At 74.9% G+C, this 20,562-nt stretch carries 2 protein-coding genes and 1 pseudogene; all 3 read left to right on the top strand.

Features of this window, described 5'->3' with window-relative positions; translation table 11 throughout:
- Positions 1 to 7,325, top strand: a 7,325-nt coding sequence (locus Acy02nite_RS47410) for an SDR family NAD(P)-dependent oxidoreductase (RefSeq protein WP_438820876.1), incomplete at its 5' end; no start/stop codon positions are given.
- 314 nt (positions 7,326 to 7,639) lie between these two features.
- A pseudogene (locus Acy02nite_RS47585) lies at positions 7,640 to 11,848 on the top strand (type I polyketide synthase); the annotation flags it as partial.
- A gap of 3 nt (positions 11,849 to 11,851) precedes the next feature.
- Positions 11,852 to 20,560: a type I polyketide synthase gene (locus Acy02nite_RS46995; protein WP_275407310.1), complete on the top strand. Its 8,709-nt coding sequence runs from the start codon at positions 11,852 to 11,854 to the stop codon at positions 20,558 to 20,560.
- Positions 20,561 to 20,562: the final 2 nt, after the last annotated feature.

The following is a 20,562-nucleotide window of genomic DNA, read 5'->3' as shown; positions in this document are numbered from 1 at the left end:
TGACGCTGGTGACCGTCCGCGGCCGGTTGATGCAGGCGCTGCCGGCCGGTGGCGTGATGCTGGCCGTGCAGGCGTCGGAGGCCGACGTCCGCACGGCGTTCCCGGATGTCGACATCGCGGCGGTCAACGGTCCGACCGCGGTGGTCGTTTCTGGTCACGAGGCAGATGTTGCGGCGGTCGAGCAGGGCGCTTGGAAGACGCGACGGTTGCGGACCAGTCATGCGTTCCATTCGCGGTTGATGGAGCCGATGCTGGCCGAGTTCCGCGCGGTGGTCGCCGGGTTGACGTTCCAGCCAGGCCACGAGCGCTGGTCGGATCCGGCCTACTGGGTGGCGCACGTGCGGGACACCGTGCGGTTCGCCGACGCCGTCGCGGCACACGACGACGTCCGTTTCGTCGAGCTCGGTCCGGACGCGGTGCTGTCGGCGATGGTGGAGGACGCGGTGCCGCTGCTGCGGCGGGACCGCGACGAGGTGACCACGGCGCTGAGCGGACTGGCTCGGCTGTGGGTCAACGGCGTACCGGTGGACTGGAACGCGCTGTTCGTCGGCGTCGAGCCCGCCGAGCTGCCCACCTACTCCTTCCAGCGGCAGCGGTACTGGCTGGAGTTCCGCGCTGCCGCCGCGGACCCGGTCGAGGCGGGCTTCTGGAGCCGGGTCGAGGAGGGTGACCTGTCCGGCCTCGCCGCTCAGCTCGGCGTGACCGAATCCGCCCTGGACGGCGTGCTCCCGGCGCTGGCCGGCTGGCGCGCGCAGGGCCGCGAGCGGGCCACCGTGGACGGCTGGCGGTACCGGGTCACCTGGGAACCGGTCACCGACCCGGGCCCGGTGCGACTGTCCGGCTCCTGGGCCGTGATCGGCGACGACACGCTGGCGGCAATGCTGGAGCGGCTCGGCGCCACCGTGGTCACCGACGTGCGCGAGGCCGGCGGGATCCTCGCCGCACCGGCCGGCCCGCAGGAGGCCGCGGAGCTGATCCGATCGCTGGCGACGGCCGCCGTCACCGCGCCGTTGTGGCTGGTCACCCGTGGTGCGGTGGCGACCGGCCGGGCCGACGGCGCGGCCGACGTGGACCAGGCGCAGCTGTGGGGCCTCGGACGGGCCGCCGCGCTGGAGCACCCCGAGTTCTGGGGCGGCCTGCTCGACCTGCCGGCCGACCTCGACCGCCGGGCGGAGGGCCGCGTCGCCGCGGTGCTCTCCGGCGCGCTGGGCGCCGAGGACCAGGCCGCGGTGCGCGGCGGCGGGATCCTCGTGCGCCGCATCGAGCACGCGCCGGCCCCGCTCGGCGCCGCTTGGCAGCCCCGCGGCACGGTGCTGGTCGCCGGCGGCACCGGTGGCCTGGGCTCACAGGTCGCGCGGTGGGCCGCGGCGAACGGCGCCGAGCGGCTGATCCTGGTCTCCCGCCGCGGCGGCGCCACCGACGTGCCGAACGCCGAGGTGCACGCGTGCGACCTGGCCGACCGGGACGCGGTCGCGGCCCTGCTCGCCGAGGTCGGCCCGGTGGACGCGGTGATCCACGCGGCCGGGGTGAGCGAGGACGTCACCATCGTGGACGCCGGCCCGGACCACCTCGACCGGGTCATCCGCGGCAAGGTCGACGGCGCGCGGCATCTGGACGAACTGGCCGGCGACGTGGACGCGTTCGTGGTGTTCTCCTCGATCTCCGGCATCTGGGGCAGCGTGGGCCAGGCCGCCTACGGCGCGGCCAACGCGGCCCTGGACGCCCTGGTCACCCGCCGCCGCGCGGCCGGGCGGCCGGGCACCGCGATCTCCTGGGGCCCGTGGGCACAGGTCGGCATGGCCGCCGGTACGGAGGTCGCCGCGCAACTGCGCCGCCGGGGCCTCGACCCGATGGCTCCGCAGCTCGCGCTGACCGCTCTCGCCCACGCGGTTGGGGTCGGTGAGGGGACGGTGACGATCGCGGACGTACGGTGGAGCGACTTCCTGCCGCTGTTCACCGCCACCCGGGCCCGCCCGTTCTTCGACCGGCTGCCCGAGGCGGCCGCGGTCACCGCCGCGCCCGCCTCGCAGAGCGAGCTGGCCGAGCGCCTGACCGGGATGACCGAGGCCGAACGGCAGCGGACCGTACTCGACGTGGTGCGCACCGAGGTCGCGGCCGCCCTCGGGCACACCTCGGCCGCCGCGATCGAGCCCGGTCGTGCCTTCAAGGAGCTGGGCTTCGACTCGCTCACCGCGGTCGAGCTGCGTAACCGGCTCCGGTCGTCGACCGGGCTCGCGCTCCCCGCTACGCTCGCGTTCGACCACCCGGACTCGGCGCGGCTCGCCTCGTACGTACGGGAAAAGCTCGTCGGTGAGGCCGCGCCGCAACCGCGAGCCGAGGCCGCCGCGGTGACCGGCGACGATCCGATCGTGATCGTCGGCATGGGACTGCGGCTGCCCGGCGGGGTGGAGACCCCGGAGCAGTACTGGGAGCTCGTCGCGGCGGGCCGGGACGGCATCGGGCAGTTCCCGGCCGACCGTGGCTGGGACATCGACCGCCTCTATCACCCGGACCCGGACCACCCGGGCACCACGTACGCCCGCGAGGGCGGCTTCCTCTACCAGGCGGCCGAGTTCGACGCGGGGCTGTTCGGCATCTCGCCGCGCGAGGCGACCGCGATGGACCCGCAGCAGCGGCTGCTGCTGGAGACCTCGTGGGAGGCGTTCGAAAGCGCCGGGGTCAACCCGCTCGGCCTGCGCGGCGAAGCGGTGGGCGTGTTCGTCGGCGCCTCGTTCATGGGGTACGGCAACGGCCCGGGCGAGTCGGTCGACGGCCTGGAGGGGCACATGCTCACCGGCACGGCCTCCTCGGTCATGTCCGGCCGGGTCGCCTACACGTTCGGGCTGGAGGGCCCGGCGGTCACCGTCGACACGGCGTGTTCGTCGTCGCTGGTCGCCCTGCACCTGGCCGGGCAGGCGCTGCGCTCGGGCGAATGCTCGATGGCGCTGGTCGGCGGTGTCACGGTGATGCCCAACGCGGATGTGTTCGTCGAGTTCTCCCGGCAGCGCGGCCTGTCGCCGGACGGGCGGTGCAAGTCGTTCGGCGCGGCCGCCGACGGCACCGGCTGGTCCGAGGGCGCCGGGATGCTGCTGGTCGAGCGGCTCTCGGACGCGCGCCGCAACGGGCACGAGATCCTGGCGGTGGTCCGCGGCACGGCGGTCAACCAGGACGGCGCGTCGAACGGGCTGACCGCCCCGAACGGCCCCGCCCAGCAGCGGGTGATCCGGGCCGCCCTGGCCGCCGCGGGCCTGAGCACGTCGGACGTGGACGCGGTCGAGGCGCATGGCACCGGTACCACGCTGGGTGACCCGATCGAGGCGCAGGCGCTGCTGGCCACCTATGGTCAGGACCGGTCGCAGCCGCTGTGGCTCGGCTCGGTCAAGTCCAACATCGGCCACACCCAAGCCGCGGCCGGCGTGGCGGGCATCGCGAAGATGGTCCTCGCGCTGCGTAACGAGGTGCTGCCCGCGACGCTGCACGCGAGCGAGAAGTCGCCGCACGTGGACTGGTCGGCGGGCGAGATCGAGCTGCTCACCGAGGCCCGGCCCTGGGAACGGGGCGAACGGGTGCGCCGCGCGGGTGTCTCCGCGTTCGGGGTGAGCGGGACCAACGCGCACGTGGTGCTCGAAGAGGCCCCGGCCGCGGACCCCGAGCCCGCGGTCACCGATCTTCCGGTGGTGCCGGTGCCCGTGTCCGGCCACAGCGACGCCGCGCTGCAAGCTCAGCTCGACCGGGTGCGGCAGGTGACCGGCGACCCGCGGCGGATCGGCGCGGCGGCCGCAACCCGGGCCGCGCTGCCGTACCGCGCGGTGCTGCTGGGCGACGCCGTCGTCCGTGGGGTGTCGTCCCCCGCCCGGCTCGGTTTCCTGTTCACCGGCCAGGGTTCGCAGCGTGCCGGTATGGGCCAGGGCCTCTACGAGGTGTTCCCGGTGTTCGCCGAGGCCTTCGATCGGGTGGCTCTGCACGTCGATCAGCACTTGGACCGGCCGTTGAGCGTGGTGCTGGCCGATGAGGAGTTGATTCATCGGACCGGTTACGCCCAGCCGGCGATCTTCGCGGTCGAGGTGGCGTTGCACGCGCTGCTGGACAGTTGGGGTGTGCGCCCGGACGTGCTGGTCGGTCACTCGATCGGCGAGATCGCGGCCGCGCACGTGTCCGGCGTGCTGTCGCTGGCCGACGCGGCAACCCTGGTCACCGCCCGCGGCCGGCTGATGCAGGCACTGCCGGATGGTGGCGTGATGCTGGCCGTGCAGGCGCCCGAGGCCGAGGTCCGGGCGGCGTTCCCGGATGTCGACATCGCGGCGGTCAACGGTCCGACCGCGGTGGTGGTTTCCGGTCATGAGCAGGACGTCGCCGCGGTCGAGCAGAGCGCTTGGAAGACGCGACGGTTGCGGACCTCGCACGCGTTCCACTCGCGGTTGATGGAGCCGATGCTCGACGAGTTCCGGACAGTGGTCGCCGGGTTGACGTTCGCGCCCGGTCACGGGCGTTGGTCGGATCCGGCCTACTGGGTGGCGCACGTGCGGGACACCGTGCGGTTCGCCGACGCGGTCGCGCAGGCCGGCGACGACGTCCGGTTCGTCGAACTCGGCCCGGACGCGGTGCTGTCGGCCATGGTCGACGACGCGGTGCCGCTGCTGCGACGCGGCCGCGACGAGGTCACCACCGCCCTGACCGCCCTCGCGACACTCTTCGCCGGGGGCACCGCCGTGGAGTGGACGGCCCTGCACGAGGGGGTGCGACCGGCCGCGCTACCGACCTACGCCTTCCAGCGCAGCCGCTACTGGATCACGCCGTCGCGCGGCGCCGGCGACCTGCGGGCGGCCGGTCTCGACACCACCGACCATCCGTTGCTCGGAGCGGTGGTGCCGCTGGCCGGCGGGGACGGGGCCGTGCTCACCGGCAGCCTGTCGCTGCGTACGCACCCCTGGCTGGCCGACCACGTCGTCTCCGGCGTCGCGCTGCTGCCCGGCACCGCACTGCTCGACCTGGCGCTACGAGCCGGCACCGGCACGGTGGAGGAGCTGACCTTGCATGCCCCGCTGGTCGTCCCGGAGCAGGGCACGGTCCAGCTGCAGATCACCGTCAACGGTCGAGACCTGCGTATCCACTCGCGCACCGACCAGGGGGAGTGGCTGCACCACGCGACCGGAACCCTGGGCGCCGCGAGTGCCCCGGTCCCGGCGAACCTGGCGGTCTGGCCGCCGGCCGGCGCCACCTCGGTGCCGATCGACGACCTCTACCCGAGCCTGTCGGACCTCGGCCTCGACTACGGTCCCGCCTTCCGGGGCCTGCAGGCCGTCTGGAAGCGCGGCGGCGACCTGTACGCCGAGGTCGCCCTCAACGACGAGCAGCAGCGCACAGCACCTCGGTTCGGGGTGCATCCCGCCCTGCTCGACGCCTCCCTGCACGCGCTCGCCGTCGCGGACGGAGACGACGAGGCGGTAGCTCGCATCCCGTTCAGCTGGACGGACGTGACCGTGTACGCCACCGGCGCCGACCGGTTGCGGGTACGGATCACCGACACCCTGCGCCTGGAGGCGTTCACCGCGACCGGCGCACCGGTGCTGACCGCCGGTTCGCTGGTCATGCGGCCGGCCCCGTCGGCCCAGCCCGGCGTCAGCGACCTGTACGCCGTCGACTGGGTCCCGGTGCCCACGCCGGAGGCCGGGCGGGCGATCGGCTGGACGGTGATCGGGACCTCGGTGCCGCAGCTGCCGGTGGTGCCCGCCGACGACCGGACGATCCTGCTGTACGCCGGTGACGTCCCGGCCGATCGGACCGCCGCCGAGCTGCGCCGGGTCCTGGAGGTCGTGCAGCGCACCCTGGCGACCACGGCCACCCTGGTGGTGCTCACCGCGGACACCCTGGCCGGCACGGCCGTGCGGGGACTGCTCCGCTCGGCCCAGCAGGAGAACCCGGGCCGCGTCCGGATCGTCGGCGTGGACGAGAAGTCGTGGGCCGCCGTACCGGCCGCGCTCGCCGCCGATGAGCCCGAAGTCAGCCTCCGTGGCGGTGAGCTGCTCGCGCCGCGCCTGGCTCGGACCACCACCGGCCGGCCGGCGTCGTTCGGCGCCGGACCGGTCCTGATCACCGGCGCCTCCGGCACCCTGGCCGGGCACGTCGCCCGGCACCTGGTCGCCCACCACGGGGTGCGGAGCCTGGTCCTGCTCAGCCGCAGCGGCGGCGGGGCTCACCTGGCCGAGGAGCTCGACGCCGAGGTGACCCTGGTCGCCGCGGACGTCGCCGACCGGGACGCGCTCGCCCGCGTGCTGGCCGAGCACCCGGTCACCGCGGTGGTGCACACCGCCGGTGTGCTCGACGACGGCATCGTCGAGCAGCTGACCCCCGACCGGCTGGACCGGGTGCTCACGCCCAAGGTCGAGGGTGCGCTGCACCTGCACGAGCTGACCCGGGACAAGAACCTGTCGGCGTTCGTGCTGTTCTCCTCGGCCTCGGCCACCTTCGGCACGCCCGGGCAGGCCAACTACGCCGCCGCCAACGCGTTCCTGGAAGCCCTCGCCCAGCACCGGCGTGACCTCGGGCTGCCCGGACACGCCCTGGCCTGGGGTCCCTGGGCCGAGGGCGGCATGGCCGGCGCGCTCGACGAGAGCGCCCGCCAGCGGATGGCCCGGTCCGGGACGCTCACGTTCGACGTGCCACGTGGGCTCGCCGCCTTCGACGCCGCGGTCGGCGCGACCGAGGCGGCGGTGCTGCCGATCCGGCTCGACCTGGCCGCCGTGCGGGCCTCGGGCGAGATCCCGCACCTGCTGCGCGGCCTGGTCCGGCCCGCGGCCGCCCGCGCCGGCACCGTCGCACCGGCCGAACCGGTCGGGCAGCGGCTCGCCGGCCTGACTCCCGAGGCCCGTCAGGAGTTCCTGCTCGACCTGGTGCACCGGCACGTGGCCGCGGTGCTCGGCTACGCCGACGGGCAGCCGATCGAGCCGACACGCGGATTCCTGGATCTGGGCTTCGACTCGCTGACCGCGGTCGAGCTGCGCAACGGCCTGAGCACCGCCACCGGCCTGCGCCTGCCGGCCACGGTCATCTTCGACTACCCGACGCCGCAGGATCTGGCCGCGCACCTGCGTGACGCGCTCACCCCGGCCGCGCCGGTGCTGCCGGCGCTGGAGGAGCTCGACCGCTTCGAGGCGGCGGTGTCCGCGGACGGTCTGGACCAGGCCGTACGGGAGAAGATCGCCGACCGTCTCCGCAAGCTGCTCGCCGGACTGCAGCCGACCGGGGACGACGAGGTCACCGAGCGCCTCGACGACGCCAGCGACGAGGAGATGTTCGCCTTCATCGACAAGGAGCTGGGCCTGTAGGCCTTCTGCGACTCGACCGGGGTCGGCGCCGTCATGCGGACCCGCCACGGCCCGGGCGGGTGGACGCCGCCGTCGCACCCGCCGCGCTCCGACCGTGACGGCTGTTGCCTCGGCGGTGGCCCGCCGCTACGGCGCCGGCACAGGTCGACGCCGGTCGTCCTGGTGCGTTCCGCACGGCTACCAAACCTTGGCCGGCGATCCGTAAGGGAGCGGTAGGGGTTGAGGGGGGTTCGGGCCCGCTCCTACCGTGCCGGACGGTGCCGCCGGTGTGTGCGGCGCGCTCCGGCAACCCCGCAGTGAGGTGACGCGTGTCGTCGAGTGAGCAGAAGCTCCGGGACTACCTGAAGCGGGTGACCGCCGACCTCCACCAGACCCGCAAGCGGCTCGCCGAGGTCGAGTCCGGCACCCCGGAACCGATCGCGATCATCGGCATGGGCTGCCGGTACCCGGGTGGCGTGACCACGCCGGACGACCTGTGGGACCTGGTCGCGCAGGGCCGTGACGGCATCGGTCTCTTCCCCGCCGACCGGGGCTGGGACGTGGAGAACCTCTACCACCCGGACCCCGACCACCCCGGAACGTCGTACGCGCGGGAGGGCGGCTTCCTCTACGACGCGGCCGACTTCGATCCGGAGCTGTTCGGCATCTCGCCGCGCGAGGCGCTGGCCATGGACCCGCAGCAGCGCCTGCTGCTGGAGATTGCCTGGGAGGCCCTGGAGCGTGCCGGGGTGGACCCGCTCGGCCTGCGCGGCAGCCGCACCGGCGTCTACACCGGCATGATGTACCACGACTACGCCGCGCGGCCGGGCCTCGACGTGCCCGACGAGGCCGAGGCGTACCTGGGCACCGGCAACTCCGGCAGCGTCGCCTCCGGGCGCATCGCCTACACGCTGGGCCTGGAAGGACCGGCGCTGACCATCGACACCGCGTGCTCGTCGTCGCTGGTGGCGCTGCACCTGGCGGTCCGCGCGCTGCGCTCGGGCGAGTGCGACCTCGCGCTCGCCGGCGGCGTGGCGGTGATGGCGACGCCGGAGACCTTCATCGGCTTCTCCCGCCAGCGCGGGCTCGCCGCCGACGGACGCTGCAAGTCGTTCGCGGCGGCCGCCGACGGCACCGGCTGGGGCGAGGGCGCCGGTCTGCTGCTGGTCGAGCGGCTCTCCGACGCGCTGCGCAACAAGCATCACATCCTTGCCCTGGTACGCGGCACCGCCGTCAACCAGGACGGCGCGTCCAGTGGCTTGACCGCCCCCAACGGCCCCGCCCAGCAGCGGGTGATCCGGCAGGCACTCGCCGACGCCGGACTCGGCACCGGTGACGTGGACGCGGTCGAGGCGCACGGCACCGGCACCACCCTCGGTGACCCGATCGAGGCGCAGGCGCTGCTCGCGACGTACGGGCAGAATCGTGATGTTCCGTTGCGGCTCGGCTCGATCAAGTCGAACATCGGGCACACGCAATCGGCGGCCGGCGCGGCCGGGATCATCAAGATGGTCCAGGCGCTGCGGCACGAGCTGCTGCCGCCGACACTGCACGTGGACCGGCCGGCCCCGGCGGTGGACTGGAGCGCCGGGAAGGTCGAGCTGCTGACCACCGCCCGGCCCTGGCCCGCGGGCGAGAAACCACGCCGGGCCGGGATCTCCTCGTTCGGGATCAGCGGCACGAACGCGCACGTGATCATCGAAGAGGCCCCGGCCGTGACCGAGACCGATCCGGTCCCGGGGAGGCCGGCGCCGCTGGTGGTCAGCGGTCCGGACGAGGACGCCGTGCGCCGCCAGGGTGAGCAGCTGCTGCGCCACCTCGCCGCCCACCCGGAGCTGGACCCGGCCGACGCCGCGTGGACCAGCACCCGGCGGGCCGCGCTGCCGCACCGGGCGGTGTACCTGAGCCGTACAGCCGAGCCGATTCGCGGCGTCGCGGCCCGCGGCAAGCGCGCTTTCCTGTTCACCGGACAGGGCGCGCAACGGGCCGGCATGGGTACCGGGCTGGCCGCCGCGTTCCCGGTCTACGCGGGCGCGTTCGCCGAGGTGGCAGCGGCGCTGGACGCGCATCTGACAAAGCCGCTGGCCGCGGTGATGCAGGACCCGGCGCTGCTGGACATGACCGAGTTCGCCCAGCCGGCGATCTTCGCGGTCGAGGTGGCCCTGCACGCGCTGGTCACGTCCTGGGGCGTCACCGCGGACGCGCTGGTCGGGCACTCGATCGGCGAGATCGCCGCAGCGCACGTGGCCGGTGTGCTGTCGCTGGCGGACGCGGCCCGGCTGGTCACCGCGCGCGGCCGGCTCATGCAGGCACTCCCGGCCGGCGGCGTGATGCTCGCCGTCCGGGCGTCCGAGGAGCAGGTCCGGGCGGCGTTCCCGGGCGTGGACATCGCCGCGGTGAACGGGCCGGCGGCTGTCGTGGTCTCCGGGACGCGGGCGGAGATCGCGCCGGTCGAGGAGCACGGCTGGAAGACGACCCCGCTGCGGACCTCGCACGCGTTCCACTCACGGCTCATGGAACCGATGCTCGAGGAGTTCCGCGCGGTGGTCGCCGACCTCACGTTCGCGCCTGGCCACGACCGCTGGTCGGACCCGGAGTACTGGGAGGCGCACGTGCGCGAGACCGTGCGCTTCGCCGACGCGGTGGCGCCGCTGGCCGGGTACCGGTTCGTCGAGCTGGGACCGGACGCCGTGCTCTCGGCGCTGGTACCGGACGCCGTCCCACTGCTGCGCCGCGACCGGGACGAGGCCGAGACCGCGCTGACCGCCCTGGCGACACTGTTCGTGACCGGCACACCGGTCGACTGGTCCGCTGTCATCCCCGGTGGGCGCCGGGTGGACCTGCCCACGTACGCCTTCCACCGCCGCCGGTTCTGGCTCGACGCGGCGCGGCCGGGCACCGAGTCGTGGCGGTACCGGATCACCTGGCAGCCGGTCCCGCGGCCGGCCACGGCGGTGACCGGGACCTGGCTCGTGCTCGGGGACGACACCCTCGTCGCGGCGATGCGCGCGGCCGGCGCTCAGGTCACCCGGGAGGCCACCGGCGAGCTCGACGGCGTCGTCGCCGTGGCCGGCAGCCCGGCCGAGCTGCTCGCCCTCGTCCACCGTGACCTGGACGTCCCGCACTGGATCGTCAGCGACGACCCGGCCACCTGGGGTCTGGCCCGCGTGTTCGCGCTGGAACACCCGTCGCGCTGGGGCGGCATCGTGTCCGGGGACTTCGAGCCCGGTGTCCTCGGCGGCGACGAGGACCAGCTCGCCAACGGACCGGACGGTCTGCGCGCGCGGCGGCTGGTCCCGGCGCCCGTGCCGCCCGGCGCCGCCGCGTGGAAGCCGGCCGGCACCGTGCTGATCACCGGTGGCACCGGCGGACTGGGCACCGAGGTCGCCCGGTGGGCCGCGGCGAACGGCGCCGAGCGGCTCGTCCTGGTGTCCCGCCGGGGCGGCGTCTCGGACCTGCCCGGCGCCGAAGTCCACGCCTGCGACCTGTCCGACCGCGCCGCCGTGGCGGCCCTGCTCGCGCAGATCGGCCCGGTCGACGCGGTGATCCACGCGGCCGGCGTCAGCGACGATGTTCCCCTCTCCGCCGAGAACGCGGAGAACCTGCTCCGGGTCGCGGCCGGAAAGGTCATGGGCGCCGCCCACCTCGACGAGCTGCTGCCCGAGGTGCCGCTGATCGTCTTCTCCTCGATCGCCGGGATCTGGGGCAGCGGTGAGCAGGGCGCCTACGCCGCCGCCAACGCGGCCCTCGACGCGCTCGTCGTCCGCCGCCGGGCCGAGGGCCGGCCGGGCACGGCGATCGCGTGGGGCCCGTGGGCGCGGATCGGCATGGCCGCCGACGAGCAGGTCGCCGACCTGCTGCGCCGGCGTGGGCTGACCCCGATGGCGCCCGAGCGCGCACTGGAGGCGATGAGCGTCGCGGTCGGGGCGGGCGACGTCTGCGTCACGGTCGCCGACGTGGACTGGAAACGGTTCGTGCCGGTGTTCTCGGCCGCTCGGCACCGCCCGCTGTTCGCCGAGCTCGCCCCGGCGCCGGAGCTGCCGGTGCCGGCCGCGAACGACCTCGGCGAGCTGGACCCGCCCGAGCGCGCCCGGCGGCTGCTGCGCCTGGTGCGTGACGAGGTGGCCGCCGTGCTCGGGCACACCTCCGGCAACGCGGTGCCGGCCGGGCGGGCGTTCACCGAGCTCGGCTTCGACTCGCTGACCGCGGTGCAGCTGCGCGACCGGCTCCTGTCCGCGACCGGGCTGCCGCTGTCGCCGACGCTGGTCTTCGACTACCCGAACGCCGACGCGCTCGCCGGGTACCTCGGTGAGCTGTTCGCCCCGGCCGACGCGCAGCCCGATCTGTCCGACGCCGAGGTCCGCGCCGCCCTGGCCGCGATCCCGGTCGAGTGGCTGCGCGAGTCAGGGCTGCTGTCCCGCCTGGTGCGCCTGGCCCCGGCCGTCGTCGGCGCCGCACCCGAGCCGGAGAGCGACTTCGACGACATGAACGTCGACGACCTCGTGAAACTCGCCCTCGGCGACACCCCGACCGACACGGAGTGACAGATGACCCAGCCGGATCACAAGATCGTCGAGGCGCTGCGCAGCGCCCTCAAGGAGACCGACCGGCTGCGCCGTCAGCAGCAGGAGGCCACCGCCCGGGCGACCGAGCCGATCGCCGTCGTCGGCACCGCCTGCCGCTATCCCGGTGGGGTGCGGGGACCGGAGGACCTGTGGCGGCTGGTCGCCGACGGCCGCGACGCCATCGGCGAGTTCCCGGCCGACCGCGGCTGGGACCTCACCGGGCTGTTCAGCGACGACCCGGACGCGGCCGGTACGTCGTTCGCCCGAGGTGGCGGCTTCCTGTACGACGCCGGTGACTTCGACGCGTCGCTGTTCGGGATCAGCCCCCGCGAGGCGCGCGCGATGGACCCGCAGCAGCGGCTGCTGCTGGAGTGCGCCTGGGAGGCCTTCGAACGGGCCGGTCTGGACCCGCTCGGGCAGCGCGGGGCGCGCACGGGCGTCTGGACCGGCAGCAACGACCAGGACTACCTGGGGCTGCTCGGCGACCACCCGGGCGAACTCGAGGGACACCTGGGCACCGGGAACGCTGCCAGCGTGCTGTCCGGTCGGCTGGCGTACACGTTCGGTCTGGAGGGGCCGGCCGTCACCGTGGACACCGCCTGCTCGTCGTCGCTGGTCGCGCTGCACCTGGCCGTGCAGGCGCTGCGTCGCGGCGAGGTCGACCAGGCGCTGGTCGCGGGTGTGCTGGTGATGTCGACACCGGGCACCTTCCTGGAGTTCTCCCGGCAGCGCGGGCTCGCCGCCGACGGGCGGTGCAAGTCGTTCGCCGCCGGCGCCGACGGGACCGGCTGGGGCGAGGGCGCGGGCGTGCTGCTCGTCGAGCGGCTGTCGTCGGCCCGTGCGGCCGGGCGCACGGTGCTCGCGGTGGTCCGCGGGACGGCGATCAACCAGGACGGCGCGTCCAACGGGCTGACCGCACCGAACGGGCCGGCCCAGCGCCGGGTGATCCGGGCCGCGCTGGCCGACGCCGGGCTGACGGCGCAGGAGGTCGACGCGGTCGAGGCACACGGCACCGGCACCACCCTGGGTGATCCGATCGAGGCACAGGCGCTGCTGGCGACGTACGGCAAGGATCGGGATCTTCCCCTCTGGCTCGGATCGCTGAAATCGAACATCGGGCACACGCAGGCGGCCGCCGGGGTCGGCGGCATCATCAAGATGATCGAGGCGATGCGGCACGGTGTCCTGCCGAAGACCCTGCACGTGGACGAGCCGACGCCCAAGGTGGACTGGTCGTCCGGCGCGGTCGCGCTGCTCACCGAGGCCCGGCCGTGGCCGGAGAGCGGGCGGGCACGGCGCTCGGCGGTCTCCTCGTTCGGGATGAGCGGCACGAACGCCCACGTCATCCTGGAGCAGGGCGACGACCCGGTCTCCGCGGTTCAGCCGGACGACGACCGGCCCGTGCCGATCCTGCTCTCCGGCGCGACCCCGGCCGCGCTGCGCGCGCAGATCGCCGCGGTCGCCGGGCGCGAGGCGCCGCTGGCCGGCATCGCCGCCACTCTGGCCGGGCGGGCCGCGCTCGCCGAGCGGGCCGTCGCCTGTGACCGCGCCTCCCTGGAGTCGCCGCAGGTCATCGGCACCGCGGCGGAGAGCTCGGACATCGTCTTCGTCTACCCCGGGCAGGGCGGCCAGTGGCTGAACATGGCCGTCGGCCTGCTGGCGGAGGCCGCCTTCGCCGACCGGCTGCGCGAGTGTGACGCCGCCCTGCGCCCGTACACCGGGTGGTCGGTCGAGGAGGTGCTGCGCGGCTCCGACGACTGGCTGACCCGGGTCGAAGTGGTCCAGCCGGTGCTCTGGGCGGTCGGCGTCGCGCTGACCGCGTGGTGGCAGTCCTACGGGGTGCACCCGGCCGCGGTGGTCGGCCACTCGCAGGGCGAGGTCGTCGCGGCCGTGGTCGCCGGCGCGCTCTCGGTCGAGGACGGCGCCCGGGTCGTCACCGCCCGGTCCGCCCCGCTGGCCGGGCTCACCGGCGACGGCGGCATGCTGTCGGTCGGCGCCCCCGCCGAGCAGGTCGAGCGGTGGCTGGCCGACCGGCCGGGCCTGAACATCGCCGCGGTCAACGGGCCGGCCCAGGTCGTGGTGGCCGGCGACCGGCCCCGCCTGCGGGAGCTCATCCCGTTCTGCGAGGCCCAGGGCGTCCGCGCCCGGCTCGTCGAGGTCCGCTACGCCTCGCACTCGCCGCAGGTCGAGCCGGTGCGCGAGGCCATCCTGGACGGCCTGGGCGACGTGCGCGGCGCCACCCCGGCGATCCCCTGGTACTCCACCGTCACCGGCGAGCGGGTCACCGAGCCGGTCGGCGCCGACTACTGGTGGACGAACCTGCGGCAGCAGGTCCGCTTCGCCCCGGTGATCCAGCAGCTCGCCGAGGCCGGCTTCGGCCTGTTCGCCGAGGTCTCCGGGCACCCGGTGGTCACCGTCGCGCTGGAGCAGTGCGCGCCGGACGCCGCCGTCTGGGGCACGCTGCGCCGCGGCGAGGACGGCCCGCAGGCACGCATCCGCGCGCTCGGTGACGCCTGGGTCCGCGGCGTGCGCGTCGACTGGTCGTCCTGGTTCGCCGGCATCGCGCGCGACGCCGACTTCCCCACCTACCCGTTCCAGCGGCGCCGGTACTGGCTGACCCCCGAGGAGCAGCGGCGCGATCGGGGCGGCGACCCCGAGTTCTGGGCCGCGGTCGAGGCCGGCGCCGCCTCACTGGCCGACGAGCTGGGCCTGGAGACGGCCGCCGTCGAGCCGGTCGTGGACGGCCTGGCCGCCTGGCACGGCCGCCGCCGGCTCGCCGCCGCCATCGACGGCTGGCGTTACGCGGTGACCTGGAAGAAGCTGGCGACCCCCGCTCCCGTACGACCGCAGGGGCGCTGGCTGGTCGTGCGTCCCGAGGGCGTCGAGGTGCCGGACGTGCTGCCGGACGCGGAGACCATCACGGTGGACGCCGCGGCGGTCACGCTGCCCGAGGGCCCGTACGCGGGAATCGTCTCCCTGCTCTCCTTCGACGAACGCCCGATGACCGGGCACCCGCACGTGCCCCGCGGCCTGGCCGGCACCCTGGCGCTGATCCAGGCGGCCGGCGACGACACCCGCGTCTGGGTGCTCACCGCCGACACCGGCAGCCTCGCCCAGGCGCAGGTCGCCGGTCTCGGCCGGATCGCCGGGCTGGAGATGGCGCACCGCTGGGGTGGCCTGCTGGAGATCCCGGCCGACCCCGATCCCGCTCTGGTCGGCACCGTCGTGGCCGGCGCGTTCGGGCCCGAGGACCAGCTCGCGCTGCGCGCCGGCGGCGTGCAGGCCCGGCGCGTCGTGCCCGCCCCGGCCCGCAAGGGCGCCGCGGCCTGGCAGCCTCGCGGCACGGTGCTGATCACCGGTGGCACGGGCGCCCTGGGCGGCCGGATCGCCCGCTGGGCCGCCGGGAACGGCGCCGACCGGCTGATCCTGGTGTCGCGCCGTGGCGGTACGACCGACCTGCCCAACGCCGAGGTGCACGCCTGCGACCTGGCCGACCGGGCCGCGGTCGAGGCGCTGCTGGCGGGCGTCGGGCCGGTCGACGCTGTCGTGCACGCGGCCGGTGTCGGCGCCAACGTGCCGTTCGAACAGACCGACGCGAGCCTGCTGGACACGCTGCTGGCCGGCAAGGTGGCCGGCGCAGTCCACCTCGACGAGCTGGTCGGCGAGGTCGACGCGTTCATCGCGTTCTCGTCGCTGTCCGGCGTCTGGGGCAGCCACTCGCACGCCGCCTACGCCGCCGCCAACGCCGCCCTGGACGCCCTGGCCCAGCGGCGCCGCGCCCGCGGCCTGCGGATGACGACCATCGCCTGGGGTTCCTGGGCCGAGTCGGGTATGGCTTCCGCCGAGGTCGGCGCCGACCTGCGCCGCCGCGGCATCGTCGCGCTGGCGCCGGAGCAGGCGATCGAGGCGATGCGCCGCGCGGTCGGCCAGGACGACACCAACGTCTGCGTGGTCGACGTGGACTGGCCGCGCTTCACCGAGCTGTTCACCGCCGAACGGCCCCGGCCCCTGATCGGCGACATCCCGGCTGTACGGGAGGTGCTCGACCGGGCCGCCGCCACCGATCCGGGCACCGGCGGCAGCGCTCTGGCCACCCGCCTGGCCGGGCTGGGCGCCGCCGAGCGGGACCGGGTCGTGCTCGAGTTCGTCCGCTCCGCGGCGGCCGCCGTGCTCGGTCACCCGGGCAGCGACGAGATCCCGCCGCGACGGCCGTTCCGCGAGCTCGGCTTCGACTCGCTGACCGCGGTCGAGCTGCGCAACCGGCTGCGCGCCGAGACCGGCATCGGTTTGCCCGCCACGGTCGTCTTCGACCACCCGAACGCCGCCGCGCTGGCCGCGCACCTGCTCGCCAAGGTCGGCGCGACCGCGGCGCCGGAGGCCACCGTGACCGTCACGGGCAGCGTCGCCACCCTCGACGAGCCGATCGCCATCACCGCGATGAGCTGCCGATTCCCCGGTGGCGTGGCCTCCGCCGACGACCTGTGGCGGCTGGTGGCCGACGGGGTGGACGCGATGTCGCCGTTCCCCACCGACCGGGGCTGGTATCTCGGCGACCTGGTCAACGCGGACCCGTCGGTGCGGGGCACCACGTACACCAGCGAGGGCGGTTTCCTCGACGACGTCGCCGGGTTCGACGCGCGGCTGTTCGGCATCACCCCGCGCGAGGCCGTGGCCATGGACCCGCAGCAGCGGCTGCTGCTGGAGTGCTCGTGGGAGGCGCTGGAACGCGCCGGGCTCGACCCGACAGGGCTGCGCGGCACCCGCACCGGCGTCTTCGCCGGCACCAACGGCTCCGACTACCTGTGGTCGATGGGCGTGTTCCCGAGCGCGCTGGAAGGGCATCTGGGCACCGGCAACGCGGCCAGCGTGCTGTCCGGGCGGATCTCGTACACGTTCGGCCTGGAGGGCCCGGCCATGACGGTGGACACCGGGTGCTCGTCGTCGCTGGTGGCGCTGCACCTGGCCGTGCAGGCGCTGCGGCAGGGCGAGTGCGAGCTGGCGCTGGTCGGCGGTGTCACGGTGATGTCGACGCCCGGGCCATTCGTCGAGTTCAGCCGCAAGGGCGGGCTGGCCGCCGACGGGCGGTGCAAGTCGTTCGCGGCGGCCGCCGACGGAACCGGCTGGTCCGAGGGGGTGGGTGTGCTGGTCGTCGAGCGGCTCTCCGACGCCGAGAGGGCCGGTCGGCCGGTGCTGGCGGTGGTCCGCGGCAGCGCGGTCAACCAGGACGGCGCGTCGAACGGCCTCACCGCGCCCAGCGGCCCGTCCCAGCAAAAGGTGATCATGCAGGCGCTGGCCAACGCCCGCCTGCGCCCGGGGGACGTCGACGCGGTCGAGGCGCACGGCACCGGAACCACCCTGGGTGACCCGATCGAGGCGAACGCGCTGCTGGCGACGTACGGCGTGGGCCGCACCGGGGAGCCGGTCTGGCTCGGCTCGGTCAAGTCGAACCTCGGCCACACGCAGGCCGCGGCCGGCATGGCCGGGTTGATGAAGATGGTGCAGGCCATCCGGCACGGCGCCCTGCCCAGGACGCTGCACGTCGACGAGCCGTCGCCGCACGTGGACTGGGCGCTCGGCGGTGTCGAGCTGCTCACCGAGGCGCGCCCCTGGCCGGAGACCGGCCGTCCGCGGCGCGCGGGCATCTCCGCGTTCGGCGTCAGCGGCACCAACTCGCACGTGATCATCGAGCAGGCGCCCGACGCGGCCCCGGTGGAGCCCAGCACGTCCGCGGGCCTGGTGCCGCTGCTGCTGTCGGCGGCCGATACCGCCGGGCTGCGCGCACAGACCGAGGTCGTGCGGAAGTTCGTCGCCGACGGCGCCGCGCTGGTGGACGTGGCGGCCACGCTGGCGGGCCGGGCCCGTCTGAACGAGCGCGCCGTCGCCTGGGACCCGGACTGCCTGCCCGCGGTGACCGGCGTCGTCCTGGGCGACAGCCCGGTCTTCGTCTACCCGGGCCAGGGCGGTCAGTGGCTGCACATGGCCGTCGGTCTGCTGGAGGAGGAGTCCTTCGCGGCCCGGTTGCGCGAGTGTGACGCCGCGTTGCGGCCGTTGGTGGGCTTCTCGGTCGAGCAGATCCTGCGTGATGACGAGTCCTGGCTGACGAAGGTCGAGATCGTTCAGCCGGTGCTGTGGGCCGTCGGTGTCGCGTTGACCGCGTGGTGGCAGTCGCACGGGGTGACCCCGGCCGCGGTCGTCGGCCACTCGCAGGGTGAGGTGGTCGCCGCAGTGGTGGCCGGCGCGCTGTCCGTGCAGGACGGCGCCCGGGTCGTCGCCGCCCGGTCGCAGGCGCTGGTCGATCTGGACGGCACGGGCGGGATGGCGTCTATCGGCGCGAGCGCCGATACCGTCACCGGATGGCTGCGCGACGGCATCACGATCGCCGCGGTCAACTCGCCCACCCAGGTCGTGGTGGCCGGTGAGCGCGCGGCGATCGCAGCGTTCGTGCCGTGGTGCGAAGAGCAGGGTGTGCGTGCCCGGCAGATCGAGGTCGGATACGCCTCGCACTCGGCGCACGTGGAGCCGGTCCGCGACGACATGCTCACCGCGATCAAGGGCACCTCCGGCACGACCCCGGTCATCCCCTGGTATTCGACGGTCACCGGCGAGCGGGTCACCGAGCCGGTCGACGCGCGGTACTGGTGGGACAACCTGCGTCAGCCGGTGAGGTTCGCTCCCGTCGTCACCCGGCTCGCCCAGGACGGCTTCCGCCTGTTCGCCGAGGTCTCCGGCCACCCGGTGCTGACCCTGGCCCTGGAGCAGTGCGCTCCGGACGCCGGTGTGTGGGGCACCCTGCGCCGGGGCGACGACGGCCCGGCCGGCCGGATCCGGGCGCTGGGCGAGGGCTGGGTGCGCGGCGCCGACGTCGACTGGACCCCGTGGGTCGCCCACGGCCGTCGTCTCCCGGACGCGCCCACCTACCCCTTCCAGCACCGCCGCTACTGGCTCTCGCCCAGTGACGCCGGCGAGCAGGCCCCCGAGCAGACCACCCGCTACACGATCGGCTGGGCGCCGCTGGACCTCGATCCGGGCGCCCGCCTGACCGGTCGCTGGCTCGTCGTCGCCCCGGCAGGCGACCTCGCCGACGAGGTGACGGCCGAGCTGACCGCCGCCGGCGCCGACGTGGTGCTGTCCCCGGCCGTCATCGCGGGCGACTTCGCCGGCGTCGTGTCGGCGATGGACTTCGCCGCGACCGTCGCCGTCATCCAGAGCCTGGAAGGTGTCGACGCCCCGCTCTGGGTGGTCACCCGCGGCGCCGCCGGCCCGGAGCCGGCTCGCGACCCGGCTCAGGCGCAGATCTGGGGGCTCGGCCGCGTCGCCGCCCTCGAGCACCCGCAGCGCTGGGGTGGCCTGGTCGACCTGCCGGAGTCCGGCGCCGCCGGGCTGGCGGCCGCCGTCACCAACGGCCGGGGCGAGGACCAGATCGCGCTGCGCGACGGCCGCGCCTGGGTTCGCCGTCTGCGCCCCACCACCATCGCGACCGGTGGCTGGAAACCCGGCGGCACCGTTCTGATCGCCGGCGGCACCGGCGCGCTCGGCGGTCATGCCGCCCGCTGGGCCGCGGCCAACGGTGCCGACCGGCTCATCCTGGTGTCGCGCCGCGGCGGCTCGACCGACCTGCCGAATGCGCAGGTCCACGCGTGCGATCTCGCCGACCGGGACGCGGTCGCGGCGCTGCTCGCCGAGGTCGGGCCGGTCGACGCGGTCGTCCACGCGGCCGGCGTCGGCGAGGACACCGCGATCGCCGATCTGACCCCGGACCGCATCGCCGGGATCGCCGAGGTCCGGATCACCGGCGCGCGCCTGCTCGCCGAGCTGACCGGCGCGGCGACGTTCGTGATCTTCACCTCGGCGGCCGGTGTCTGGGGCACCGTCCGGCACCCGGCCACCGCGGCGGCCGACGCCTACCTGGAGGCGTACGCGTCGCAGCGCCCCGGAGCGATCTCGATCGCCTGGTCGCCGTGGGCCGGCGGGGGCATCGCGGCCGCCGCGGCCGCCGACGGGTCGCTGCTGCGCCTGGGTATCCGGCCGCTCGATCCCGGGCGCGCCGCGGCCCAGCTGGCCGGCCCGGCCCCGGTGATCGCGGACGTGGACTGGGGACGGTTCGTGCCGGCGTTCAGCCTGGCCCGCCCGAACCGATTCTTCGCCGAGCTGGAGGTGGCCACGCCCGAGGAGGCGCTGGTTCAGGACGACGCGCTGCGCGAGCGGCTGAGCGCCCTGCCGGCGGAGGAGGCCGACCGGGAACTGGTCGACATGCTGCGCGGGCACATCGCGGCGGTCCTCGGCTTCCAGGACACCGACCGGATCCCGCCGGCCCGGGCCTTCCGCGAGATCGGCTTCGACTCGGTCACCGCCGTCGAGCTGCGTAACCGGGTCAACGCGTCCACGGGCCTGCGCTGCCCGGCCACCCTGGTCTTCGACCACCCGACGCCGGCGGCGCTCGCCACGTACCTGCGCAAGCAGATCGTCCCGGACGTCGAGCTGTCCGTCTTCGACCAGCTCGACGACATCGAGAGGCGGCTCGCCGCCGCGGTCACCGACACCATCACCGAGACGAAGCTGCGCATCCGGCTGCGGTCGCTGCTCACCTCGCTCGACGGGCTCGCGACGCCGTCCCCGGCAGCCGTCGCGGCGCCCGGTGACAACGACGATGAGCTGCTGAGATTCATCGACAGTCAGCTGGGCCGGGCCTGATC

Origin of the sequence: Actinoplanes cyaneus, from assembly GCF_016862095.1 — a bacterium.
Lineage (GTDB): Bacteria > Actinomycetota > Actinomycetes > Mycobacteriales > Micromonosporaceae > Actinoplanes > Actinoplanes cyaneus.
This window is presented reverse-complemented; position numbering and strand designations above follow the sequence as displayed.

Bases quoted from the DNA above. Each gene is read 5' to 3' on its own strand.
- Acy02nite_RS46995 (WP_275407310.1), top strand. From the start codon at position 11,852: ATGACCCAGCCGGATCACAAGATCGTCGAGGCGCTGCGCAGCGCCCTC.